The sequence below is a fragment of the Saccharothrix sp. NPDC042600 genome, assembly GCF_040647305.1.
GTDB lineage: Bacteria > Actinomycetota > Actinomycetes > Mycobacteriales > Pseudonocardiaceae > Actinosynnema > Actinosynnema mutabilis.
In genome coordinates this window covers 1-22,557 of sequence record NZ_JBEZBW010000123.1, presented here as the reverse complement: position 1 = coordinate 22,557, position 22,557 = coordinate 1, and the positions used below count along the sequence as shown (strand labels likewise).

At 71.8% G+C, this 22,557-nt stretch carries 20 protein-coding genes; 10 read left to right on the top strand and 10 right to left on the bottom strand.

Annotated features, from left to right (window positions below; translation table 11 throughout):
- Positions 1–215: 215 nt before the first annotated feature.
- Positions 216–812 carry a TetR/AcrR family transcriptional regulator gene (locus AB0A74_RS38115; RefSeq protein ID WP_358257402.1) on the bottom strand — a complete coding sequence of 199 codons (597 nt, stop codon included), beginning with the start codon at positions 810–812 and terminating at the stop codon, positions 216–218.
- Between the two features lie 192 nt (positions 813–1,004).
- Between AB0A74_RS38115 and AB0A74_RS38110 the strand changes: the two genes are divergently transcribed.
- The 4 genes from AB0A74_RS38110 to AB0A74_RS38095 all read left to right on the top strand — a co-directional run bounded on the left by AB0A74_RS38110 (position 1,005) and on the right by AB0A74_RS38095 (position 6,603).
- Complete coding sequence (locus AB0A74_RS38110; RefSeq protein WP_358257400.1) at positions 1,005–1,793, top strand: SGNH/GDSL hydrolase family protein; 789 nt, start codon at positions 1,005–1,007, stop codon at positions 1,791–1,793.
- A gap of 123 nt (positions 1,794–1,916) precedes the next feature.
- Positions 1,917–3,521 (top strand): carboxyl transferase domain-containing protein, encoded by a 1,605-nt coding sequence (locus AB0A74_RS38105; protein ID WP_358257398.1) that lies wholly within the window; start codon positions 1,917–1,919, stop codon positions 3,519–3,521.
- 5 nt (positions 3,522–3,526) lie between these two features.
- Positions 3,527–5,443, top strand: a complete 1,917-nt coding sequence (locus AB0A74_RS38100) for an acetyl/propionyl/methylcrotonyl-CoA carboxylase subunit alpha (protein WP_358257396.1) — start codon at positions 3,527–3,529, stop codon at positions 5,441–5,443.
- A 5-nt stretch (positions 5,444–5,448) separates the two neighbouring features.
- Positions 5,449–6,603: an acyl-CoA dehydrogenase family protein gene (locus AB0A74_RS38095; RefSeq protein ID WP_358257394.1), complete on the top strand. Its 1,155-nt coding sequence runs from the start codon at positions 5,449–5,451 to the stop codon at positions 6,601–6,603.
- On the opposite strand, the gene AB0A74_RS38090 is transcribed toward AB0A74_RS38095, so the two are convergent.
- Positions 6,589–7,644 (bottom strand): DUF561 domain-containing protein, encoded by a 1,056-nt coding sequence (locus tag AB0A74_RS38090; protein ID WP_358257392.1) that lies wholly within the window; start codon positions 7,642–7,644, stop codon positions 6,589–6,591. The genes AB0A74_RS38095 and AB0A74_RS38090 overlap by 15 nt on opposite strands.
- Before the next feature lie 64 nt (positions 7,645–7,708).
- Here AB0A74_RS38090 and AB0A74_RS38085 point away from each other — a divergent pair, with 64 nt between their 5' ends.
- The gene (locus tag AB0A74_RS38085) at positions 7,709–8,323 is read left to right on the top strand and encodes a TetR/AcrR family transcriptional regulator (protein ID WP_358257390.1); all 615 of its coding nucleotides are present in this window, start codon (positions 7,709–7,711) and stop codon (positions 8,321–8,323) included.
- 256 nt (positions 8,324–8,579) lie between these two features.
- Here AB0A74_RS38085 and AB0A74_RS38080 read toward each other — a convergent pair whose 3' ends face one another.
- Positions 8,580–9,341 carry a crotonase/enoyl-CoA hydratase family protein gene (locus AB0A74_RS38080; RefSeq protein ID WP_358257388.1) on the bottom strand — a complete coding sequence of 254 codons (762 nt, stop codon included), beginning with the start codon at positions 9,339–9,341 and terminating at the stop codon, positions 8,580–8,582.
- Positions 9,342–9,428: 87 nt separating this feature from the next.
- Between AB0A74_RS38080 and AB0A74_RS38075 the strand changes: the two genes are divergently transcribed.
- Entirely contained in the window at positions 9,429–10,760 is a 1,332-nt protein-coding gene (locus AB0A74_RS38075) for an FAD-binding oxidoreductase (RefSeq protein ID WP_358257386.1), read from the top strand.
- 10 nt (positions 10,761–10,770) lie between these two features.
- On the top strand, positions 10,771–12,006 hold the full coding sequence (locus AB0A74_RS38070) for a cyclopropane-fatty-acyl-phospholipid synthase family protein (RefSeq protein WP_358257384.1): 1,236 nt from the start codon (positions 10,771–10,773) through the stop codon (positions 12,004–12,006).
- Positions 12,007–12,090: 84 nt separating this feature from the next.
- Here the strand turns inward: AB0A74_RS38070 and AB0A74_RS38065 are convergent, their stop codons facing one another.
- The 4 genes from AB0A74_RS38065 to AB0A74_RS38050 all read right to left on the bottom strand — a co-directional run bounded on the left by AB0A74_RS38065 (position 12,091) and on the right by AB0A74_RS38050 (position 17,317).
- A complete protein-coding gene (locus tag AB0A74_RS38065; RefSeq protein WP_358257382.1) occupies positions 12,091–12,918 on the bottom strand; it encodes a trypsin-like peptidase domain-containing protein in 828 nt (275 codons plus the stop codon).
- Positions 12,919–12,984: 66 nt separating this feature from the next.
- Complete coding sequence (locus tag AB0A74_RS38060) at positions 12,985–15,081, bottom strand: EAL domain-containing protein (RefSeq protein WP_358257381.1); 2,097 nt, start codon at positions 15,079–15,081, stop codon at positions 12,985–12,987.
- 183 nt (positions 15,082–15,264) lie between these two features.
- Entirely contained in the window at positions 15,265–16,173 is a 909-nt protein-coding gene (locus AB0A74_RS38055; protein ID WP_358257379.1) for an ABC transporter substrate-binding protein, read from the bottom strand.
- A 4-nt stretch (positions 16,174–16,177) separates the two neighbouring features.
- The gene (locus AB0A74_RS38050) at positions 16,178–17,317 is read right to left on the bottom strand and encodes an LLM class flavin-dependent oxidoreductase (protein ID WP_358257377.1); all 1,140 of its coding nucleotides are present in this window, start codon (positions 17,315–17,317) and stop codon (positions 16,178–16,180) included.
- A gap of 363 nt (positions 17,318–17,680) precedes the next feature.
- Between AB0A74_RS38050 and AB0A74_RS38045 the strand changes: the two genes are divergently transcribed.
- The 3 genes from AB0A74_RS38045 to AB0A74_RS38035 are packed head-to-tail and all read left to right on the top strand — an operon-like array spanning position 17,681 to position 21,092.
- On the top strand, positions 17,681–18,514 hold the full coding sequence (locus tag AB0A74_RS38045) for an amino acid ABC transporter permease (protein WP_358257375.1): 834 nt from the start codon (positions 17,681–17,683) through the stop codon (positions 18,512–18,514).
- Entirely contained in the window at positions 18,511–19,272 is a 762-nt protein-coding gene (locus AB0A74_RS38040; protein WP_358257373.1) for an amino acid ABC transporter ATP-binding protein, read from the top strand. Before AB0A74_RS38045 ends, AB0A74_RS38040 begins: the two co-directional genes overlap by 4 nt.
- A complete protein-coding gene (locus AB0A74_RS38035; RefSeq protein ID WP_358257371.1) occupies positions 19,269–21,092 on the top strand; it encodes an FAD/NAD(P)-binding protein in 1,824 nt (607 codons plus the stop codon). Before AB0A74_RS38040 ends, AB0A74_RS38035 begins: the two co-directional genes overlap by 4 nt.
- Here the strand turns inward: AB0A74_RS38035 and AB0A74_RS38030 are convergent.
- The 3 genes from AB0A74_RS38030 to AB0A74_RS38020 are packed head-to-tail and all read right to left on the bottom strand — an operon-like array spanning position 21,089 to position 22,361.
- Positions 21,089–21,355, bottom strand: coding sequence for a hypothetical protein (locus tag AB0A74_RS38030; protein ID WP_358257369.1), 267 nt, complete (start codon positions 21,353–21,355; stop codon positions 21,089–21,091). The two genes, AB0A74_RS38035 and AB0A74_RS38030, sit on opposite strands and share 4 nt — an antisense overlap.
- Positions 21,352–21,816: a flavin reductase family protein gene (locus AB0A74_RS38025; protein WP_358257367.1), complete on the bottom strand. Its 465-nt coding sequence runs from the start codon at positions 21,814–21,816 to the stop codon at positions 21,352–21,354. The genes AB0A74_RS38030 and AB0A74_RS38025 overlap by 4 nt, the downstream gene beginning before the upstream one ends.
- A complete protein-coding gene (locus AB0A74_RS38020; RefSeq protein ID WP_358257365.1) occupies positions 21,813–22,361 on the bottom strand; it encodes an NAD(P)H-dependent oxidoreductase in 549 nt (182 codons plus the stop codon). Before AB0A74_RS38020 ends, AB0A74_RS38025 begins: the two co-directional genes overlap by 4 nt.
- Between the last annotated feature and the right edge of the window lie 196 nt (positions 22,362–22,557).

Below are 22,557 nucleotides of genomic sequence, written 5' to 3'. Positions count from 1 at the left end.
TGCGGGCTGCGGGCTGCGGGCTGCGGGCTGCGGGCTGCGGGCTGCGGGCTGCGGGATGGCGGGCCGGCGGGCTGCGGGCTGGCGGGTTGGCGGGTTGGCGGGTTGGCGGGCTGCGGGTTGGGCGGGTCCCTCGGGTCGGGCGGGTGTGGCGGGTCGGGTGAGTCGGCGGATTCGGCGGATCCAGCGCCGGCCTGCGCACTCGGCCCGCGCGCGGCTCAGACGGCCGTCGTGACCGCGAGCACCCCGGCCGTCGTCAGTGACGCCAGGGCCATCCGGCTCAACAGCGCCGCCATCTGCTCCCGGTCCAGGTGCGCCGAGTGCGGCGTCGAGTTGATCAACCCGAAGACCGCGTGCGCCGCCGCCCGAGCGGTCGGTTCGTCGACCGGCACGGTCTCCTGCAGCGTCGAGACCCACACCTCGACGTACCGCCGTTGCAGCGCCCGCACCCGCCGCCGGTCCGGGTCCGTCAGGTTCGCCAGGTTGCGCATCTGCACGGTGATCAACGCCGGGTCGTCCAGCGCGAAGTCCACGTGCCAGCGCACCAGCGCCTGGAGCGCCGAAGCCGCGTCCGCCGACTCCTCCACGCGCGCCAGGCCGCCCTCCAGCAGCCGCTCGGAGATGGACGTCAGCATCTCCCCGAGCATGGCGTCCTTGCTCTTGAAGTGCCGGTACAGCGCCGGCCCCGAGATGCCCACCGCCGCGCCGATGTCGTCGATGCCCACCCCGTGGAAACCGTGCCGCGCGAACAACTCCGCGGCGGCGTCCAGGATCTGGTCCCGGCGGGTTCGCTTCACTCCATCGGCTGAAGGCACGGAACCCATCCTAAACAACCAGGCCACGAAACGTAAACGAGCGTTAACCCGCTCGTCGCCGGCAGATCACCAACCGCCCGAAGTTACCTGCCGTTAACTCTTGACCAGGCCTTCTGAAAACGGGCTACTCCCTGGTAACTCTTGTTGTGCTCCGCATCACACCCTGCGTTCCCCCTGCCCAGGAGGCTCCCGATGCGCTCCGTCACAACCCTGCTCACCGCCGCCCTCGCGGCAGCGGCGGCGTTGTTCACCGCCATACCCGCGCACGCCCAGGCCGTGAACTACGTCGCCCTTGGCGACTCCTACTCCTCGGGAACGGGCACCGGCTCGTACTACGGCGACAGCGGCAGCTGCAAGCGCAGCCCGTACGCCTACCCCGCCCTCTGGGCCGCCTCGCACGCGCCCACGAGCTTCTCGTTCGTCGCGTGCTCCGGCGCCCGCACCGGCGACGTCCTCAACAACCAGATCTCGGCCCTGAACTCGTCGACCACCCTGGCCACCATCTCCATCGGCGGCAACGACGCGGGCTTCACCGACGTCATCACCACCTGCACCTTCGGTTCCGACTCGACCTGCATCAACCGGGTCAACCAGGCCAAGGCCTACGCCACCGGCACGCTCCCCGGCCTCCTGGACAACGTCTACGGCCAGATCCGCGCCCGCGCCCCGTACGCCCGCGTCGTCGTCCTGGGCTACCCGCGCCTCTACAAGGTCCCCGGGTCCTGCTCCGTGGGCCTGAGCGACACCAAGCGCTCGGCCATCAACTCCGCCGCCGACACCCTGCACACCGTCATCTCCGGCCGCGCCGCCGCCCGCTCGTTCACCTACCGCGACCTGCGCGCGGCGTTCACCGGGCACGAGATCTGCTCCTCGGACTGGTGGCTGAACAGCCTGAGCTGGCCGGTCGAGGAGTCCTACCACCCCAACCGCAACGGCCAGCGCCTCGGCTACCTGCCGCAGCTCACCGCCGTGACCGGCTGAGTCCACATGCTGGAGGGGGCCGTCCCGCCGGGCGGCCCCCTTCGCACGTACGCGGTGGTGGACGCGGGCGTTAACAGGCGCTAACATTTCCTCAGGTTAACGACTGCTAACCGCGAGGAGCCCATGGACGCCCCCGTCCTGCGCAGCGCCGCCGACAAGTCGAGCGAGGCGTTCCGGCGCTACACCGACGAGCACACCGCCCTGGTCCACGACCTGCGCGCGAAGCTCGCCGACGCCGCCCGCGGCGGCCCGGAGAAGGCCCGCACCCGGCACGTCGAGCGCGGCAAGCTGCTGCCCCGCGACCGCGTCGACACGCTGCTCGACCCCGGTTCGCCGTTCCTGGAGCTGTCCCCGCTGGCCGCCGACGGCCTCTACGGCGGCGACGCGCCGGCGGCGGGCATCATCACCGGCGTCGGGCGGGTGTCCGGCCGCGAGGTCGTCGTGGTCGCCAACGACGCCACCGTCAAGGGCGGCACGTACTACCCGATGACGGTCAAGAAGCACCTCCGCGCGCAGGAGGTGGCGCTCCAGAACCGCCTGCCGTGCGTCTACCTGGTCGACTCGGGCGGCGCGTTCCTGCCCCGCCAGGACGAGGTGTTCCCCGACCGCGAGCACTTCGGCCGGATCTTCTTCAACCAGGCCACCATGTCGGGCCAGGGCATCCCGCAGATCGCGGCGGTGCTCGGGTCGTGCACCGCGGGCGGCGCGTACGTGCCCGCCATGAGCGACGAAGCGGTCATCGTGCGCAACCAGGGCACGATCTTCCTCGGCGGCCCGCCGCTGGTGAAGGCCGCGACCGGCGAGGTCGTCACGGCCGAGGAGCTGGGCGGCGGCGAGCTGCACTCGCGCACCTCCGGCGTCACCGACCACCTGGCCAACGACGACGCCCACGCGCTGCGGATCGTCCGCTCGATCGTCTCGACGCTGGGCCCGCGCGCCGAGCGGCCGTGGAAGGTCGAGCCGAGCGTCGAGCCGGCGGTCAACCCCGACGAGCTGTACGGCGTGGTCCCCACCGACACCCGCACCCCCTACGACGTGCGCGAGGTCATCGCGCGGATCGTGGACGGCAGCCGGTTCCAGGAGTTCAAGAAGGACTACGGCCCGACGCTGGTCACCGGGTTCGCCCGCATCCACGGCCACCCGGTCGGGATCGTCGCCAACAACGGCATCCTGTTCGGCGAGTCGGCGCAGAAGGGCGCGCACTTCATCCAGCTGTGCGACCAGCGGTCCGTGCCGCTGGTGTTCCTGCAGAACATCAGCGGGTTCATGGTCGGCCGCGAGTACGAGGCGGGCGGCATCGCCAAGCACGGGGCCAAGATGGTGACCGCGGTGGCGTGCGCGCGGGTGCCGAAGTTCACCGTCGTGATCGGCGGCTCGTTCGGCGCGGGCAACTACTCGATGTGCGGGCGGGCGTACTCGCCGCGGTTCCTGTGGATGTGGCCCAACGCCCGCATCTCCGTGATGGGCGGCGAGCAGGCGGCGTCGGTGCTGGCGACCGTGCGGCGCGACCAGCTCGGGGACTCGTGGTCGGCGGAGGACGAAGAGGCGTTCAAGGCCCCGATCCGGCAGCAGTACGAGGACCAGGGCAACCCGTACTACTCCACGGCGCGGCTGTGGGACGACGGCGTGATCGACCCGAAGGACACCCGCACGGTGCTCGGGCTCGCGCTGTCCGTGGCGGCCAACGCGCCGCTGGAACCCGTTTCCTACGGCGTTTTCCGGATGTGAGGGGCATGTTCGACAGCGTCCTGGTGGCCAACCGCGGCGAGATCGCGGTCCGGGTCGTCCGCGCCCTGCGGCGGTTCGGCATCCGGTCCGTCGCCGTCTACAGCGACGCCGACGCCGACGCGCTGCACGTGCGGCTGGCCGACGTCGCGGTGCGCATCGGCCCCGCCGCCGCCCGCGAGAGCTACCTGTCCATCGACAAGATCATCGACGCGGCGCGGGAAACCGGCGCGCAGGCCGTGCACCCCGGCTACGGCTTCCTGGCCGAGAACACCGACTTCGCGCGGGCGTGCGAGAAGGCCGGGCTGGTGTTCATCGGACCGCCCGCCGAGGCGATCGACGCGATGGGCGACAAGATCCGCGCCAAGCTGACCGTGCGCGCGGCCGGCGTGCCGGTGGTGCCGGGGCGCACCGAGCCCGGCATGACCGACGACGACCTGGTCGACGCCGCGCTGGAGATCGGGTTCCCGGTGCTGCTCAAGCCGTCCGCCGGTGGTGGCGGCAAGGGCATGCGGCTGGTGCACGCCGAGGACGGGCTGCGCGACGCCATCGAGTCGGCCCGGCGCGAGGCGCGCGGGTCGTTCGGCGACGACACCCTGCTCATCGAGCGGTTCATCACCAACCCGCGGCACATCGAGATCCAGGTGCTGGCCGACGCGCACGGCGGGGTCGTGCACCTGGGCGAGCGCGAGTGCAGCCTCCAGCGGCGGCACCAGAAGATCATCGAGGAAGCGCCGTCGCCGCTGCTCACGGCCGATGTGCGCGAAGCCATGGGGCAGGCGGCCGTGGACGCGGCCAAGTCCGTCGGGTACGTGGGCGCGGGGACCGTCGAGTTCATCGTGGACGGCGCCTCGGGCGACTACTTCTTCATGGAGATGAACACCCGGCTCCAGGTCGAGCACCCCGTCACCGAGCTGGCGACCGGGATCGACCTGGTCGAGTGGCAGCTGCGGGTGGCGGCCGGCGAGCGGTTGGCGCTGGGGTCCGTGGCGTTGACGCGGCACGCCGTCGAAGCACGCGTGTACGCGGAGGACCCGGCGCGCGGGTTCCTGCCGACCGGCGGCACGGTGCTGGCGCTGCGCGAGCCGTCGGACGTGCGGGTGGACTCGGCGCTGTACGAGGGCCTGACCGTCGGCAGCGACTACGACCCCATGCTGGCCAAGGTGATCGCGTCCGGTGAGACGCGCGAGGAAGCGTTGCGGCGCCTGGACTCCGCGCTGGGCCGGATGGTCGTGCTGGGCGTCACCACGAACATCCCGTTCCTGCGGGCGTTGCTGCGCGACCCGGACGTGCGGGCCGGCGCGCTGGACACCGGTCTGGTGGAGCGCAAGCTGGACTCGTTGGTGCACAACGAGGTCCCGGCCGAGGTGTACGCCGCCGCCGCGTTGGAACGGCAGCTCGCCCCGCACGGTGACGACCCGTGGGACCAGCCGGGCGGCTGGCGGATCGGGGAGCACGCGTGGACCACGTGGCGCGTGGACGACGTGGACGTGCGCGTGCGCGGTTCGGAGGTCGTCGTGGGCGACGGGGAGGTGCTGCGGCTGTCGGCGTCCGTCGTGGACGGTGACCTGGTCGTCGGCACCCGCCGGTACGCGATGGCCCGCGCCGGGAACGTGCTGTGGCTCGGCGCGGACGGCCACTCGTGGGCGTTGACCGAGCACGAGCAGTCCGAGATCGCCTCCGCGCAGGACGCGGGCAGCGGTGGTCCGGTCACCAGCCCGATGCCCGGGACCGTGCTCGTGGTGCGTGCGTCGCAGGGCGAGCACGTGACCGCGGGACAGGCGTTGTTCGTGGTCGAGGCCATGAAGATGGAGCACACCGTCACCGCACCCGTGGACGGCGTGCTCGCCGAAGTGAACGTCCGGGCGGGCCAACAGGTCGCGCTGGACGAGACCCTTGCCGTCGTCGTGCCGCACCAGGAGTGAGAGCGATGTTGGACTTCCGCCTTGACGAGGAGTACGAGGCCCTGCGCAAGACCGTCGAGGAGTTCGCGCGCGACGAGGTCGCACCGGTCATCGGCGAGTTCTACGAGCGCGAGGAGTTCCCCTACGAGATCGTCGCCAAGATGGGGCGGATGGGGCTGTTCGGCCTGCCGTTCCCGGAGGAGCACGGCGGCATGGGCGGTGACTACTTCGCGCTGTGCCTGGCGCTGGAGGAGTTGGCGCGGGTCGACTCGTCGGTGGCGATCACGCTGGAGGCGGGCGTCTCGCTGGGCGCGATGCCGTTGTACCGCTTCGGTTCCGACGCGCAGAAGGCCGAGTGGCTGCCCAGGCTGACCTCCGGGCAGGCGCTGGGCGCGTTCGGCCTCACCGAGCCCGGCGGCGGCTCCGACGCGGGCGCGCTGCGCACCACCGCCCGGCTGGACGGCGACGAGTGGGTGATCAACGGCACCAAGGCGTTCATCACCAACTCGGGCACGGACATCACCGGCCTGGTGACGGTCGCGGCGGTGACCGGGCGGCGGGAGAACGGCAAGCCGGAGATCTCGGCGATCCTCGTGCCGGCCGGGACGCCCGGGTTCTCGGTGTCGCGCAAGTACTCCAAGGTGGGCTGGAACGCCTCCGACACGCGCGAGCTGTCGTTCCAGGACTGCCGGGTGCCGGCCGCGAACCTGGTCGGCGAGCGGGGGCGGGGTTACGCGCAGTTCCTCCAGACGCTGGACGAGGGCCGGGTCGCGATCGCGGCGCTGGGCGTGGGGTTGGCGCAGGGTTGCGTGGACGAGTGCCTGCGGTACGTGCGCGAGCGCGAGGCGTTCGGCCGCAAGATCGGGGAGTACCAGGCGATCCAGTTCAAGATCGCCGAGATGGACGCCCGTACCCACACCGCGCGCCTGGCGTACTACCAGGCGGCGGCGAAGATGTTGCGCGGTGAGCCGTTCAAGCGGGAGGCGGCGATCGCGAAGCTGGTGTCCTCGGAGGCGGCGATGGACAACGCCCGCGAGGCCACCCAGATCTTCGGCGGGTACGGGTTCATGAACGAGTTCCCGGTGGGGCGGTTCTACCGGGACGCGAAGATCCTGGAGATCGGCGAGGGCACCAGCGAGGTGCAGAAGATGCTGATCGCCCGTGAGCTAGGGCTGCACTAGTTCGGCGAGGTAGCCCGCGGCGGTGTTGGTGTTGGTGAGCGGGGCCGCCTGGCCCGCCCAGAGGCTGACGTAGTCGGCCAGGCCCCGCTCGGCCGCCGCCGTGCGCAGCGGGTTCATGAGGGCGTTTTGCGTGGGGTAGGGCGGGACGTCGGCGTCGCCGAGTTCGGCGATGAGCGCGTTGTGGATGCCCCGGGCGGTGCGGCCCGAGAAGACCTTGGTCAGCACAGTGACCCTGGCGGCGTCGGTGTGCAGCATGCGCTTGTGCACCGCGCTGGCGTTGGACTCGCGGGTGGCCAGGAACCCGGTGCCGACCTGGACCCCGTGCGCGCCCAGGGCTAGTGCCGCCTGGACGCCACGCCGGTCCGCGATGCCGCCGGCGGCGACGACCGGGATCGTGGTGCGATCGACCACCTGGGGCACCAGGGAGAAGGTGCCGACGAGGGAGTGCTCGACCGGCTTGAGGAACGCGCCGCGGTGCCCGCCGGCGTCGCTGCCCGAGGCGACGACCACGTCCAGGCCGGCGGCTTCGAGCGCTTCGGCTTCGTCCACGGTGGTGGCGGTGCCGATGGTGAGGATGTTCCTGTCCTTGGCGGTGTCCAGCACTTCGCGGGGCGGGATGCCCATGACGAAGCTGATGACCGGCGGGGCGGCGTCGAGGAGTGCCTCGACCTGGTCGGCGAAGCTCGGGAAGCGGAGCTGGTCGTCGCCGGGCGGGTCGCCGAGGCCGAGCCGCCGGTAGAGCGGGACCAGCCGCTCCCGGTGCGGCGCGAGGTCCGCGGGCCGGTCCTCGGTCGGCTGGGGCACCCAGAGGTTGACCGCGAACGGCTTGGCGGTGGCCGCGCGGAGGTCGGTGACCAGGGCCGTGATGGCGTCGGCGGTCAGGTGGTGCGCCCCGAACGAACCGAGCCCGCCCGCGGTGGAGACGGCGGCGGCCAATGCCACCGACGACAGCCCGCCGCCGAACGGTCCCTGCACGACCGGGTGCTCGATGCCGAGCAGCGTGGTCAGCCTTCGTCTGTCCGCGTCCGCTGATGAAGTCATGGGCGCAAGGTAGACGACCGGTCAACTATTGAGCAATAGTTGACCGGTCGTCTAGTGTGGCCGCGTGGGTCGGAGCAGTGATGCGCGGGAGAAGTTGGTGGAGGCCGCCTGCGAGTTGATGCGCGGGCGCGGGTACGGGGCCATCGGGGTCGCCGAGATCTGCGAGCGGGCCGGGGTGCGGAAGGGGAGCTTCTACTACTTCTTCGAGTCCAAGCAGGCGTTGACCGTGGAGGCGTTGCGGCAGGCCTGGCAGGGGGAGAGTGCCGGGTGGCGGGCCGTCCTGGAGAGCGAAGATCACCCGTTCCGGCGACTTGAAGCACTCCTCCGGGCACAGGCGCAGAGCCAGCACGACAGCAAGCGGGACGTGGGCACCGTGCGCGGGTGCCTCTACGGCAACCTGACCCTGGAGGTCGGGGGGCACGACGAAGCGGTGCGCGCCTGCCTGAAGGAGATCTTCGACGAGCAGGTGGTGATGGTGCACAAGGTCCTGCTGGAGGCCTACACCGCCGGCCACCTGCCGGCGACCCGAGCCTCCCGCGACCACGCCCGCGCGGTGCTGGCCCAGCTGGAGGGCATGGTGCTCTTCGCGAAGCTCGACAACGACCCGCACCACCTGGACGCTTTGTGGCCGCAGGTCGAGGGTCTCCTCGGCCTGCCCCGAGCCGCCGAAGCCGGCTGAAGGCCGACCGGGGGAGCTGGGGCAGCCGGGCAGTGGGGGCGGGGCAGCGCCGGACTTCACTGGGAGCGCGCCGGAGGCGGCCGCGAGCGCCGCATGCGGCCGGCAAAGCGCGGGATGCCGCGGCTGCCGGCGCGGGATGCCGCCGGCAGCGCGCCCGGCAGCGCGCCCGGTGAGCGCTGTCCACCTGCTGCCCGCGAGCGCGCCGGAAGCCGCTGCCGGCGATCGCCCGATGCCGCCGCCGGCAAGCCGCCGGGGGTCAGCCCGGGAACCTGCCGTGGCGGCCCTCGCCGGCCAGGAAGCGGGTCAGGCCCGTTTCGACCTCGCGCAGCGACACCAGCCCGTGCGCCAGCTCGTTGGCCAGCGCGTCCGCCTCCGCCAGCCCCTCCTGCTCCAGCACCGACAGCCGGTCCTCCCGCAGGCACAGCTGCGGGAACGCCGCGATCTGCCGGGCCAGCTCCTCCGCCGCCGCCCGGGACGTCCCCGCGGGCACCACCCGGTTCGCCAAGCCGATCGCCAACGCCTCCGCCGCGTCCACCGGCCGCCCGGTCAGCACCAGGTCCATCGCCCGCGACAGCCCGATCAGCCTGGGCAGCCGCACCGTCCCCCCGTCGATCAGCGGCACGCCCCACCGCCGGCAGAACACGCCGAACACCGCGTCCTCGTCGGCCACCCGCAGGTCGCACCACAGCGCCAGCTCCAACCCGCCCGCCACGGCCGGGCCGGACACCGCCGCGATCACCGGCTTGGACAGCCGCAGCCGCGTCGGGCCCATCGGACCGGTGGGCGACTCCGGGTCGTTGCCGCGCGCCGTGCCCAGGGCCTTGAGGTCCGCGCCCGAGCAGAACACCCCGCCCTCGCCGTGCAGGACGGCCACCGACAGCTCCGGGTCCTCGTCGAACTCGCGGAACACCTCGGTGAGGGTGTGCGCCGTCGGGCCGTCCACCGCGTTGCGCACCTCGGGCCGGTTGAGCAGGACCGTGCACACCGGGCCGGACCGTTCCACGCGTACCGAACTCACCCGGCCCACGGTACTACCGGGCGGTAATGTCGTCGCCGGCGGAATTTGGGGGTGCTGATCTTGCCCGAGCGGCCTAACGTCGAGCGCGTGAGCGATCACAGCCAGGCGGTGGCCGCGCTGCGCGGCCAGTACCGGGCGATCCCCGCGGGTGCTCCCGTGCGGCTCGCCAAGCCGACGTCGAACCTGTTCCGGTTCCGCGCCGACCTCCCCGGCGGGCTCGACGTGGCCCGCTTCAACCGGGTGCTGTCGGTGGACCCGGACGCGCTGACCGCGCAGGTCCAGGGCATGACGACCTACGAGGACCTGGTCGACGCCACCCTCCCGCACGGCCTCATGCCCCTGGTCGTGCCCCAGCTCAAGACCATCACCCTGGGCGGCGCGGTCGCCGGGCTCGGCATCGAGTCCAGCTCGTTCCGCAACGGCCTGCCGCACGAGTCCGTGCGCGAGCTGGAGGTGATGACCGGCGACGGCGAGGTCGTCGTGGTCGGCCCCGAGGACGACCTCTTCCGCGGGTTCCCGAACTCCTACGGCACCCTCGGCTACACCCTCCGGCTGGAGATCGAGCTCGAACGCGTCCACCCCTTCGTCAAGCTGCGGCACGTCCCGTTCGGCAGCGCGCGGGAGTGCGCCGAGGTCATCGAGGCCGTCTGCGCGGAACGGGCGTACCAGGGCGAACCGGTGGACTTCGTCGACGGCACGGTCTTCTCCGCGACCGAGCAGTACCTGACGCTGGGCAGCTGGGCCGACCGCGCCCCGCACCGCTCGGACTACACCGGCAACCGCATCTACTACCGCTCGATCCAGACCCGCCGCACCGACTACCTCACCGTGCGGGACTACCTGTGGCGCTGGGACACCGACTGGTTCTGGTGCTCGCGCGCCTTCGGCGTCCAGCACCCGGTGGTGCGCCGCCTGGTGCCCAAGCGGTACCTGCGTTCGGACGTCTACCGCCGGATCGTCGCCTGGGACCGCCGCCGCGGCTTCTCCGCCAAGCTCAGCAAGGCGGTGCAGGAGCCGGTGATCCAGGACGTCGAGATCCCGGTCGACCGCCTCGCCGAGTTCCTCGACTTCTTCCACCGCGAGATCGGCATCGAGCCGGTCTGGCTGTGCCCGGTGCGCCTGCGCGACCGCACCGGCTGGCCGCTGTACCCGATGGACCCGGACGTGCTGTACGTCAACGTCGGCTTCTGGTCCACCGTGGACCTCCGGCCGGACGAGGAGATGGGCAGCCGCAACCGGTTGATCGAGGACAAGGTCACCGAGCTGGGTGGGCACAAGTCGTTGTACTCGGACTCCTACTACGAGGAGCAGGAGTTCTGGGACAACTACAACGGTCCCACCTACCGGGAGCTCAAGAAGCGGTACGACGCCGCGGGCCGGCTCCCGGATCTTTACACCAAGTGCGTTCTCCGCGGGTGAAGGAGGGTCCATGCGGTTGGCCGAGGTGTTCCAACGCGCGGTCGGGGGCGACCGGGCCGTGCGGTTCAGCGCGTACGACGGCAGCACGGCCGGGCCGGACGACGCGGGCGTGCGCATCGAGGTGCGCTCGCCGGAAGCCTTGTCGTACCTGGCCTCCGCGCCCGGTGAGCTGGGACTGGCCCGCGCCTACGTCACCGGTCACCTGGAGATCATCGGTGACGTCTACGGGGCGCTGGCCAGTCTGTCGGAACTCTCCCTGCGGGAAGTGCCGTGGGCCGAAAGGGTTTCACTGCTGAGCACGCTCGGGCGCGAGCGGCTCAGGTCGAAGGTGGAGATCCCGCCGCAGGAGCGCCGGCTGCACGGGCTGCGGCACTCCAAGGCCCGCGACCGCGAGGCCATCGCCCACCACTACGACGTGTCGAACACGTTCTACGAGTGGATCCTGGGCCCGTCCATGGCCTACACGTGCGCGGTCTACCCGACGGCGGAGTCCACGCTGGAGGAGGCCCAGTTCGCCAAGCACGACCTGGTGGCGCGCAAGCTCGGGCTCAAGCCGGGGATGCGGCTGCTGGACGTCGGCTGCGGCTGGGGCGGCATGGTCATGCACGCCGCGCGCGAGTACGGCGTGCGGGCCCTGGGCGTCACGTTGTCGCGCAACCAGGCGGAATGGGCGCAGAAGGCGATCGTCGAGGCCGGCCTGTCGGACCTGGCGGAGGTGCGCTACCTGGACTACCGGGACGTCCGCGAGACCGGGTTCGACGCGATCAGCTCGATCGGCCTGACCGAGCACATCGGGAAGGCGAAGCTGCCCGCCTACTTCCGCCACCTGTACCGCAAGCTCAAGCCCGGCGGCCGGATGCTCAACCACTGCATCACCCGACCGGACAACCGGCAGCGGGCGCGCACGGGCGGGTTCATCAACCGGTACGTGTTCCCCGACGGCGAGCTGGTCGGCCCCGGCCACCTCGTGTCGCTGATGCACGACACCGGGTTCGAGGTGCGGCACGAGGAGAACCTGCGTGAGCACTACGCGATGACGCTGGCGGCGTGGTGCGACAACCTGGACCGGCACTGGGACGAGGCCGTGGACGAGGTCGGGCTGGGGCGGGCGCGCGTGTGGCGGCTGTACCTGGCGGCGTCGCGACTCGGGTTCGACCGCAACAACATCCAGCTGCACCAGGTGCTGGGCGTGAAGCTGGACGGGACGAAGTCCGGGATGCCGCTGCGCCCGGACTGGCTCGGCTGAGCCCGGAACACCGAGCGCGGACGACGTCGAACCCGCGGGGCTCGTCAACGGCCCTGCGGGTTCGGCGGAGTGCGGCGTGCCCCCTCACGTGAGCTGGTCGGCGATCTGCTTCGCCTGGTTGGCCGGGATCGCGAAGCCGATGCCGACGCTGCCCGCCTGGCCGCTGTCCGAGGCCGGCGAGTAGATCGCCGAGTTGATCCCGACCACCTGGCCGGCGGCGTTGATCAGCGGACCGCCGGAGTTGCCCGGGTTGATCGACGCGTCGGTCTGGATGGCCTTGTAGGACACGTTCGAGCGGCGGGTCGCGCCGGGCACGGTGACCGTCCGGTCGAGGGCGCTGACGATGCCGGACGTCACGGTGCCCTGGAGGCCCTCCGGCGACCCGATGGCCACGACCTGGTCGCCGATCTTGACGTTGTCCGAGTCGGCGAACGTGGCGGGCGTGAGCCCCGAGACGCCGACCGCCCGCACCACGGCCAGGTCGCTCGACGGGTCGGTGCCGACGACCTTGGCGTCCACGGTCCGGCCGTCGTTCAGCGTCACCGTCACCTTCTGCGCGCCGGACACGACGTGGTTGTTGGTCAGGATGCGGCCATCCGCGCTCAGGACGACACCGGACCCGAGCCCCTCGCCCTGCGTGCCCACCACGTTCACCTGGACCACGCTCGGCAGCACCTTCGCCGCGATGGCGGAGACGTCCACAGTGGACCCCGAGGTCTGGAGCGCGACCGGATCGCTGGTGGCGCCCACGGTCTCGCCGGGCGCGTTCAGCGCACCCACCACCCCGCCGGTGACCCCGCCGAACACCGCGGCGACGAGGGCGGCCGACGTGACGACGGTCCCGGTGCGCCGCCAGAACGGCTTGACCCCGGCCGCGGGGGGAGGGACCGGCTCGGACAAAGATCCGCTCATGGCGGGGAACCCCTGTGTCATGCACCCAGGGTCGCGCCGCCGGCTATGAGGAGGCTGAGCGTCCGCCTAGGACTTGCCAAGAACCGCGGCGACCTCGTCCGCGCTCCACAGCGCCGTCCCGAACAGCGGCCCCTGCGCCCCGGTCACGCCCAGCTCCCGCAGCCGCTCCGCCTCGAACTCCGTCCGCACGCCGGCCGCGTGCAGGGGGATGCCGAGCGTCCCGGCCCACGTGAGCAGCGCCACGGCCGCGCTCTCGTCCAGCCGGTTCGCGCCCTCGGCGAGCCCGTGCACCGGCGAGCCCTGGAACTTCACCCCGTGCAGCGGGACCAGCCGCAGCCGGTCCACCGGGATGTTGCCGCCGCCCACCTGGTCCAGCACGAACCGCACCCCGTGCTCGGCGAGGATCGCCAGCTCCTCGGCCTGGTCGCCGGTGATCAGCGCGGGCAGTTGCTCGCCCAGCTCGAAGCGCAGCCCCGACGCGGGCAGGCCGCTCTCCCGCAGCAGCCGCAGCACCTCGGCCACCAGCTCCGGCTCCTGGCACTGCCGCGCGGTCAGGTCCATCGTCAGCACCGGCGCGGCCGAGCCGAACCGCCGGTACCACGCCCCCGCGTGCCGGCACGCCTGCTCCAGCGCCCACCAGCCCAGCCGCGCCGCCATCCCGGTGCACGCCGACAACGACGCCAGCGACGCCGGGTCCAGGTAGCCCTCGGTGGGGTGGTCCCAGCCCAGCCGGGCCTCCACGGCGAGCAGGGACCCGTCGGCCAGCGCCCGCACCGGCTCGTAGTCCACCCGGAAGTCGCCCTGCTCCAAGCCGCCGGACACCGAAGCGGCCAGCATCAGCCGCCGCCGCTCGCGGTCGTCGCGGGCCTTGTCGTACAGCGCCCACTGCGCCTTGCCGTCGTCCTTGGCCCACCGCAGGGTCACGTCCGCGCACCGCATCAGCTCGGCCGCGTCCGCGCCGCGCGCCGCCCGCACGACGATGCCCACGCTGGCCGTGACGCCGATCCCGCTGTCGCCCACCCACACCGGCTCGGCGAGCAGCTCCACGGCCTCCTCGGCCAGCGTCACCACGGTCGGGATGTCCACCGGGTCGTCGAGCAGCACGCCGAACTCGTCGGGCCCGATCCGGGCCAGCCGCCCGACCCCGCCGAACACCTCGCGCAGGTGCGCGGCGACGACGGTGAGCACGCGGTTGCCGACGTCGTGCCCGAACGCGTCGTTGACCACCCGGAACCCGTCGATGTCGAACACCACCAGGGCGAGGGTCCCGGGCCCCTTCGAGCCGACCGCGCCCTCCAGCCAGCCCAGGAACTGCAAGCGGTTGGCCAGGCCGGTCTGGACGTCGTTCAGGCTCTGCCGCAGCAGTTGCGACTGGAGCGCCCGCACCTCGTCCAGGTTCTCCACCATCGCCACGTGGTACGCGGGCGCGCCGGCGTCGTCGCGCACCAGTGACACCGCGATCAGCACGTCGATGACCTCGCCGTCGGCGCGCACCATCCGCTTCTCGGCCCGCACGTGGTCCCGGGCGCCGGACGCGAGGACGGCGGCGACCTCGTCCACCGAGTCCCGGTCGTCGGGGTGCATGAGGTCGCGGGCGTCCCGCCCGGCCAACTGGTCGGGCCGGTAGTCCAGCAGCGCGAGCAGGGCGTCGTTGAAGTCCAGGACCTCCGAGTCGAGCCCGGTCACCGCGATGCCGACGGCGGAGGTGCGGAACACGGCCCGGAACTTGGCCTCGCTGGCCCGCAGCGCGGCCTCGGTGTCGCGGATCGTCCGCACGACCTGGGACCGGTTGTGCTCTTGCTGGTCCAGGGCCCGCTCGCGCAGCGCTTCGCTGAACCCGGCGGCGATCCCGCCGAGCACGGCCATCAGCCGGTTCGTGCGCTTGGCCGGCAGCCCGAACGCGTCCGGCAGGCGCTCACCGACGAACGCCAGCGTCCGCTCCAGGTCGGAGGGGGAGGAGAACCCGTGGTCGACCAGCGCCCGTCCGACGTCCCGCACGGGTGAGTCCCGCACCACGGCCGCGAGCACCCGGTCGGTCAGCTCGGCCAGGGCGCCGTGCACCTCGGGCAGGTCCGACCCGAGCGCGGCGGCCCAGTCCCGGACGAACCCGTCCCGGCCGCCGGTGAACGGCCCGCGCGCCGCGCCTGCGTGGTCGACCATCATCCTTCAACTTCTGGAACGCCCGATCCGGTGGTTACCCACTCGGTTGTCAGCCTGTCGAGCGATCAGATCACCGTGATGGGTCGAGTTGCGCAATTCCTGAGGGAATCTCACTCGAATGGAGCACTGAAGGTAGGGCCGATCGGGCGGTGGGACCGGACTGGCGAAGGGCCCGGTCCCACCGGGTCAGGTGTGCTCGGGCGGGCTGATCTCCGAGCGCGGGATGGCGGAGGCCGCGGTGCCCCATTTGTCGAGGATGCGCTGGTAGGTGCCGTCCGCGATGAGCTTGTTCACCGCCGCCTGGAACGCCGGCGTCAACGGCGACCCCTTCTTGAAGGCAAAGCCCACGTCCAAGCGCTTGAACTCGTTGAGGAACTTCAGGTTCGGCTGGTTGGCCGCCGCGTGGCGCAGGCCGTTGATCGTGCTCATGATGACGTCGAAGTGGCGTTGTTGGAGGCCCAGGTGGATCGCCGCGTTCTCCGAGAACGTCAGCACCTCGTAGGCGGGTTTGCCGTTGGCGGGGCAGACCTGCTTCTCGCGTTCCAGGGTCGCCTCGAACGTCGTCCCCGCGCCCACGGCGATCTTCAACCCGCACAGCTGGTGCAGGGCCTCGACCTTCTCCAACCTGGTGTCGTCCGCGCGCACGGCGAAGCCCTGGCCGTCGTTGATATAGGTGACGAAGTCGATCGTCTTCAAACGGGCTTCGGTGACGCCGAAGTTGCCGGTGCCCACCTCGTACTTGCCCGAGGTCAGGGCCGGGAGGATGGCCTCGAAACCGGCCACCTCGCGCTCCACCCGCACGCCCAGCACCCGGCCCACCGCCTCGGCGATGTCCACGTCCTGCCCGAGCACGGTCCGGTTGTCCTCGGCGTAGTACGACGACGGCGGCTGGCCGCCCACGGACGAGCCGAACCTGACCACCCCGGACCGGCGGGTCGCCTCGGGGAGCAGCGCGGCGATGCTCTCGTCCTTGCCCAGCGACGACAGCACGTCCGCGGTCGGCTGGGTCGTCCCGGGACTGGCCCGGGGCGCGCCGCAGCCGGCGACCACCAGGGCCAGCAAGGAGGTCAGGAGCAGAAGGGTTCTCGTGCGCATCGGGTCAGCCGTCCACCGCGAGGGCGTCGCGCTCGACGACGGCGGTCCGGGTGCCGGCCCGGTCGCGCTTGGCGACCTCCTCCCGGACGATCGGGATGACGTGGCGGCCGAAGTCGATGGCGTCGTTCAGGGTGTCGTAGCCGCGCGCGGAGAAGATGTCCACGCCCAGGTCGTAGTAGTCCAGGAGCGCCTGGGCGACCGTCTCGGGCGTGCCCACCAGGGCGTTCGAGTTGCCCGCGCCGCCGGTGGCCTCCGCAGTGGGTGTCCACAGTGCACGGTCGAACCGCTCGCCGCGGGCGGCGATCTCCAACAGGCGCTGGGAACCGGTGTTCTGCGGGTTGATCAGGGAGTGCCGGCGGGTCAGGGACTTGCCGCCCGCGGTGCGCCGCTTGATCGCGTCCACCGTGCGGTGCGCCTTCTCCCAGGCCAACTCCTCGGTCGCGCCGAGGATCGGGCGGAAGGCGACCTGGATGCGCGGCGTGTCCGTGCGACCCGCGGCGCGCGCGGCCTGCCGGACGGACTCGATCTGGGCGGCGGTGTCGGCCAACGGCTCGCCCCACAGGCAGAAGATGTCGGCCACCGCGCCACCGGCCCGGTAGGCGGCGGGGGAGGAGCCGCCGAAGGAGACGTCCGGCCTGGGCTGCTGCACCGGGAAGACGTCGCTGACGAAGTCCGCGAACCGGTAGTGCGTGCCCTCGTGGTCGAACGGCTCGGTGGAGGTCCAGGCCTTCTTGACGATCCGGATGTACTCCTCGGTGCGCGAGTACCGCTCGTCCTTGGTCAGGTAGTCGCCCTCGCGCTGCTGCTCGTGGTCGGTGCCGCCGGTGATGAAGTGCACGGTCAGCCGGCCGTCGGAGATGCGGTCCAGCGTGGCGAACGTCTTCGCGGCGAACGTCGGGTAGGAGACGTTGGGGCGGTGCGCCAACAGGATCTGGAGCTCGTCCAGCTCCGTGGCGACGTAGGCGGCGGCCTGCGCCGGGTCGGGCGAACCCGAGCCGTAGGCGAACAGCACGCGGTCCCAGCCGTGCTCCTCGTGCGCGCGGGCCAGCCGCAGGGTGTAGTCCTTGTCGAACGAGGCGCCGCTGCGGGCGTGCGTCTCGGAACCGTCGTTGGTGCCGCCGATCCCCAGGAACTCAACAGGCACGTCAAAACCTTCCACTTCAAGTGGCACAAGGGAAACCCGGTCAACGGGCGGGTGAAGAGAAGACGCAGGACACCGACGCGGCGGGGCGTTGAGGGAGACGCGCGCGGGCCGGCCCGGTGCTCGTCTAGCGCGGACAGGAGGACGACCACACCCGACCGAAGTCGATGTGGCCGCGAATGACCAGCCGCAGGAAGTCCACGAACCCAGTGCAGCAGCGGGCGGGCGGAACGTCAACGGTGGTCCGACCGGCGTCCAGATCCCGGAATCGGTTGACGCGCCAACCGCCGGCGCGCCTACGATCACCGTGCGGCGTTGAGGGACGCGGCACTGTGACACGTGTTCCCTCCTGTGCTGGAGCAGCCGATGAGCGCTTCGACCGTCGCCCCGCCGACCCCGTCCCGCACCGCCACCGAGATCGTGCCGCTGCGCCGGCCGTGGCGGTGGGTGTCCGCCGCGCTGGTGCTGGCCGCCGTGCTGGCGTTCGCCTGGTCGGCGGTGACCAACGAGCAGTTCCAGTGGGCCGTGGTGGCCCAGTACTTCACCGCCGAGGCCGTGCTGCGCGGGCTCGGCCTGACCCTCTGGCTCACCGCGCTGACCGTGGTGCTGGGCTTCGCCATCGGCGGCGTGCTGGCCGTGATGCGGTTGTCCGGCAACCCGGTGCTGGTCGCCGTGAGCTGGGGTTACGTGTGGCTGTTCCGGTCGGTGCCGCTGTTGGTGCAACTGCTGTTCTGGTTCAACATCGGCGCGCTGTACCCGGCGCTGTCCGGCGCCACCCCGGTCATCGGGCCGGTCACCGCCGTGGTCATCGGCCTGGTGCTGCACGAAGCCGCCTACGCGGCGGAGATCGTGCGCGGCGGCATCCTGTCCGTGGACGCGGGCCAGGTCGAGGCGGCCAAGGCGCTGGGCATGCGCGGTGGCCGGGTGCTGCGGCGGATCGTGCTGCCGCAGGCCATGCGGGCGATCATCCCGGCCGCGGGCAACCTGCTCATCGGCACGCTCAAGGGCACGTCCATCGTCAGCGTGCTGGCCGTGCAGGACCTCCTGTACTCGGTGCAGCTCATCTACAACCGCAACTACCTGATCATCCCGTTGCTGCTGGTCGCCACCGCCTGGTACGTCGTCGTCACCAGCCTGCTCGGCATCGGCCAGCACTACGTGGAGCGCTACTACGCGCGCGGCGCGGGGAGGCTGTCGTGACGGTCGCCGTCCAGGTCACCGATCTGCACAAGAGCTTCGGCGGCACCCCGGTGCTGCGGGGCGTGGACCTGACCGTGCCGCGCGGCTCGGTCACCTGCGTGATCGGGCCGTCCGGCTCGGGCAAGTCCACCCTGCTGCGCTGCCTGAACCACCTGGAGGAGCAGGACCGCGGCGAGATCGAGGTGGACGGCGTGCTCATCGGCTACCGCCGCCACCGCGGGAAGCTGTACGAGCTGAAGGAACACGAGATCGCGCGGCAGCGGGCCGGGATCGGCATGGTCTTCCAGGGCTTCCACCTGTTCGCCCACCTGACCGTGCTGCGGAACGTGGTGGAGGCGCCGATCGGGGTGTCCGGCGTGCCGCGCGCGGAGGCCGAGGAGCTGGCGCGGTCGCTGATCGCCCGGGTCGGGCTGGCCGGCCGCGAGGACGCCTACCCGCGGCAGCTCTCCGGCGGGCAGCAACAGCGGGTCGCCATCGCGCGGGCGCTGGCCATGCGGCCCGGGGTGCTGCTGTTCGACGAGCCGACCTCCGCGCTGGACCCCGAACTGGTCGGCGAGGTGCTCGCGGTGATCCGGGACCTCGCCGCCGACGGCATGACGATGGTCGTGGTGACGCACGAGATCGGGTTCGCGCGGTCGGTCGCGGACCAGGTGGTGTTCCTGGACGACGGGCTGGTGGTCGAGTCCGGGCCGCCCGAGGACGTGCTGGACCGCCCCGCCCACCGGCGCACCCGCGAGTTCCTGGCGCTGGTGCGATGAGCGTCGTCGTGTTCGTGGGGGCCGGGCCGCGCACGTCCGGGCTGCTGGAACGGTTGGGGGCCAACGCTCCCGAGCTGTTCGACGGCCCGCTGGAGGTGCACCTGGTGGACCCGTTCCCGGCCGGCTCGGGGCGGGTGTGGCGGCACGAGCAGTCGCCGCTGCTGCGGATGAACTCGATGGCCGAGGACGTCACCATGTTCACCGACGCGTCGGTGGTGTGCGACGGCCCCGTGCGGCCCGGCCCGTCGCTGGCCGAGTGGGACCCGTCCACCGCGGACCTGGACGACGACGTGCGGGCCGAGCTGGCGGCGATGGAACCCACGTCGTTCCCCAGCCGGCGGGTGCAGAGCGCGTACCTGAAGTGGTTCCACGACCTGGCGGTGGCGGCCCTGCCGGCGGGCAGCGCGGTGCACGTCCACCCGACCCGGGCGGTCCGGGTGACCGGGTGCCCGCAGACGCGCCAACGGGTGTGGCTCGCCGGGCGGGCGGAGCCGCTGGTGGCCGACGTGGTGGTGTTCGCGTTGGGGCACCTGGACACCGCGTTGTCGCCGGAGCACGCGGCGTTGCGCGACTACGCCGAGGACCACGGCCTGGTGTTCGTGCCGCCCGCGTACACCGCCGACGCGGACCTGTCCGTGGTGCCCGCCGGCGCGGACGTGGTCGTGCGGGGCATGGGGTTGGCGTTCATCGACCTGGTGGTGCTGCTGGCGGAGGGGCGCGGCGGCACGTTCGTCCGGGTGGACGACGTGCTGCACTACGTGCCGTCCGGCCGCGAGCCGCGGCTGCACGTGGGGTCGCGGCGCGGGGTGCCGTACCACTCGAAGACCGGCTACCGGTTGCGGGGCGACGCGCCCGAGGGGCCGCGGTTCTTCGTGGCGTCGGACCTGCTGGCGCGGCCCGGGGAGATCGACTTCCGGCTGCACGTGTGGCCGTTGATCGCCAAGGAGGTCGCGTACGGGTACTACCGGGAGCTGTTCACCGGCCACCCGTCGCGGGTGCGGCTGAGCTGGGCGGAGTTCGCCGACCGGTACGCCGGGCTGGACTGGTACAGCCGCGACATGCGCGCGCTGGAGGCGGAGGCCGTGCCCGCCTACTCCGACCGGCTGGACTTCGAGCAGCTCGACCGGCCCATCGACGGGTTGGCGTTCGACTCGTCCGACGGGTTCCAGGAGTTCCTGCGGTCCTACATCGCGGCCGACGTGGCGCGTCGGTCCGATCCCGCGTTCAGCGCCGACCTCGGCGCCTTCATGGCCCTGCTGACCGCGTACGGGCAGTTGTCGGTGCTGGCGGCGTCGGGGCGGCTGACCGGCGAGGACGGGTGGTGGCACGGGTTCTTCAGCTACTTCGCCTCCGGCCCGCCGCCGGACCGGTTGGAGGAGCTGCTGGCGCTGTCCCGGGCCGGCGTCGTGCGGTTCCTCGGGGCGGACACGTGGGTGGAGCCGGTGGACGGGGTGTTCCTGGCGGGCAGCGTCAGCGTGCCGGGGACGGTCGTGCGGGCCACGGGCCTGATCGAGGCGCGGCTGCCGACGCACACGTTGTCCGGTACGGCCGAGCCGTTGCTGTGCTCGATGCTGGCCTCAGGGGACGTCCGGGAGCGGTCGGGGCTGGTGGCCGTGGACCCGGTGGACAGCCGCGTCCTGGACGCCTCGGGCGCACCCCACGCCCGCCGCTTCGCCGTGGGGCCGTACACGACCAACAAGGCGCAGGCGGCGTTCGCGCGCCCGAACACCAACAACCCGGCGTTCCGGCAGAACGACGCCGTGGCGCGGGCGGTGCTGGCGTTCCTCGCGGCGGAAGCGGTGGACGAGTCGGTGGCCTAGAACCGCAGCCGCCGCACCTTCTCTACCGCTCCGGCCCGCGGGTCGTCGACGTTCAGCGCGAAGTCGCCGTTGCGCAGGTGCTCGGTCGCGGGGTAGCCGCGGAACCCGCCCGGGGCTCGCTGGCACGATGGTGTAGATGCCGTGCTGGACCACCTGCGGTTTCGAGAGAGCGCCATCGAGTAGGACTCGGGCTCGGTCGGTTCGCGCAACCGGGTGAGCAGGTCGGTGCTCCGGCCGACCGCGACCAGGTTGAGGCTGGTCACGCCACGGACGTGTAGCGACCTTGGAACCGGACCAGCGGCGGGTTTCCCGTGCTGTGCTGGATCTCGACCGGTTCGCCGACCAGCGCGACGTGGTCGCCCACGGCGATCCGCCGCGCGGTGCGGCAGCGCAACCGCAGGGGCGCGTCGAGGAGGTGCGGCACACCGTCCACATCGGACTCCCACCGGGTGGCCGCGCCGAAGCGGTCGGACCCGGTGCGGGCGAACAGGTCCGACAGCGCGGTCTGCCCGGCGTGCAACAGGTGCACCGCGAACAGCGGCGCCGTCCGCAGGACCGGCCACGCCGACGCCCCCTCCGCGATCCACACCACGACCATCGGAGGGTGCAGGCTCGCGGAGGTGAACGAACTGACCGTGACCCCGACGGGCCCGTCCGGCCCGGCCGCGGTGACGATCCCGACCGCCTGCGGGAAGTCGCGCAACGCCGTGCGCAGGTCCGTCATCGCCCGGCCCCCACCGGCGAGAGGAACCACCCGGCCTCACTGAGCCGCTCACCCAACGAGGTGATCAACACCGTCTGGTCCGCCGCCAACTCCGACTCGTTGACGAACAACCCCCGCCCCGGCACCTGCGCCCCCAACTCCCCGAGCAACGGCTTGAGGTGCACCTCAACCGCCAACGCATGCTTGTCCGCAGCCGCGACCAACAACGGCACCGCCGTCTTGCCACGCAACCACCCACCAGGCGCCTGGTCCAACACGGCCTTCAACAGCCCCGTGTAGGTCGCCTTGTAAGTGGGCGAGGCAACGACAAGAACATCGGCCGCAGACAGATTCTCCAGAGCTTCCCGCACAGCGGTAGAACCAGGCGTGAACACCTCGACCGCAAGGTCGGCGGCATCCACCAACGGCCCGGTGGGCGCGACTTCCTCCCCGCGAACCCGCAACGCCTGCCCAACCGCCTCCCGCAGCGCAAGCGCGGCGTTCAACGTCCGAGACGCGGGACGGGGGTTGCCGACCAGAGTGCCGACGACAAGTGGCTGGGTCATACCAACGAGCATCCCAACGCCACCCACACCCCTCAACCAGGTCCACGGTACGGGACAACCACCAACACACACCGCACCTCAACTCCCGGCGCGAAGCGCCAAGCGGGCAGTCCACCGGAGGGGACACAACCCAAGCCGGGCTTCTTGCTTGTGTCATCTCCGTATGGCCCGCCCGAAGGGCTACCACAGATTTCCC

What these genes read in the sequence shown, in the direction of transcription:
- AB0A74_RS38025 (WP_358257367.1), bottom strand. Translation starts at nt 21,816, where the DNA reads ATGACGGACCTGCGCACGGCGTTGCGCGACTTCCCGCAGGCGGTCGGG.
- AB0A74_RS38070 (WP_358257384.1), top strand. Translation starts at nt 10,771, where the DNA reads ATGCGGTTGGCCGAGGTGTTCCAACGCGCGGTCGGGGGCGACCGGGCC.
- AB0A74_RS38100 (WP_358257396.1), top strand. Translation starts at nt 3,527, where the DNA reads ATGTTCGACAGCGTCCTGGTGGCCAACCGCGGCGAGATCGCGGTCCGG.
- AB0A74_RS38020 (WP_358257365.1), bottom strand. Translation starts at nt 22,361, where the DNA reads ATGACCCAGCCACTTGTCGTCGGCACTCTGGTCGGCAACCCCCGTCCC.
- AB0A74_RS38095 (WP_358257394.1), top strand. Translation starts at nt 5,449, where the DNA reads ATGTTGGACTTCCGCCTTGACGAGGAGTACGAGGCCCTGCGCAAGACC.
- AB0A74_RS38065 (WP_358257382.1), bottom strand. Translation starts at nt 12,918, where the DNA reads ATGAGCGGATCTTTGTCCGAGCCGGTCCCTCCCCCCGCGGCCGGGGTC.
- AB0A74_RS38110 (WP_358257400.1), top strand. Translation starts at nt 1,005, where the DNA reads ATGCGCTCCGTCACAACCCTGCTCACCGCCGCCCTCGCGGCAGCGGCG.
- AB0A74_RS38105 (WP_358257398.1), top strand. Translation starts at nt 1,917, where the DNA reads ATGGACGCCCCCGTCCTGCGCAGCGCCGCCGACAAGTCGAGCGAGGCG.
- AB0A74_RS38090 (WP_358257392.1), bottom strand. Translation starts at nt 7,644, where the DNA reads ATGACTTCATCAGCGGACGCGGACAGACGAAGGCTGACCACGCTGCTC.
- AB0A74_RS38055 (WP_358257379.1), bottom strand. Translation starts at nt 16,173, where the DNA reads ATGCGCACGAGAACCCTTCTGCTCCTGACCTCCTTGCTGGCCCTGGTG.
- AB0A74_RS38045 (WP_358257375.1), top strand. Translation starts at nt 17,681, where the DNA reads ATGAGCGCTTCGACCGTCGCCCCGCCGACCCCGTCCCGCACCGCCACC.
- AB0A74_RS38035 (WP_358257371.1), top strand. Translation starts at nt 19,269, where the DNA reads ATGAGCGTCGTCGTGTTCGTGGGGGCCGGGCCGCGCACGTCCGGGCTG.
- AB0A74_RS38060 (WP_358257381.1), bottom strand. Translation starts at nt 15,081, where the DNA reads ATGATGGTCGACCACGCAGGCGCGGCGCGCGGGCCGTTCACCGGCGGC.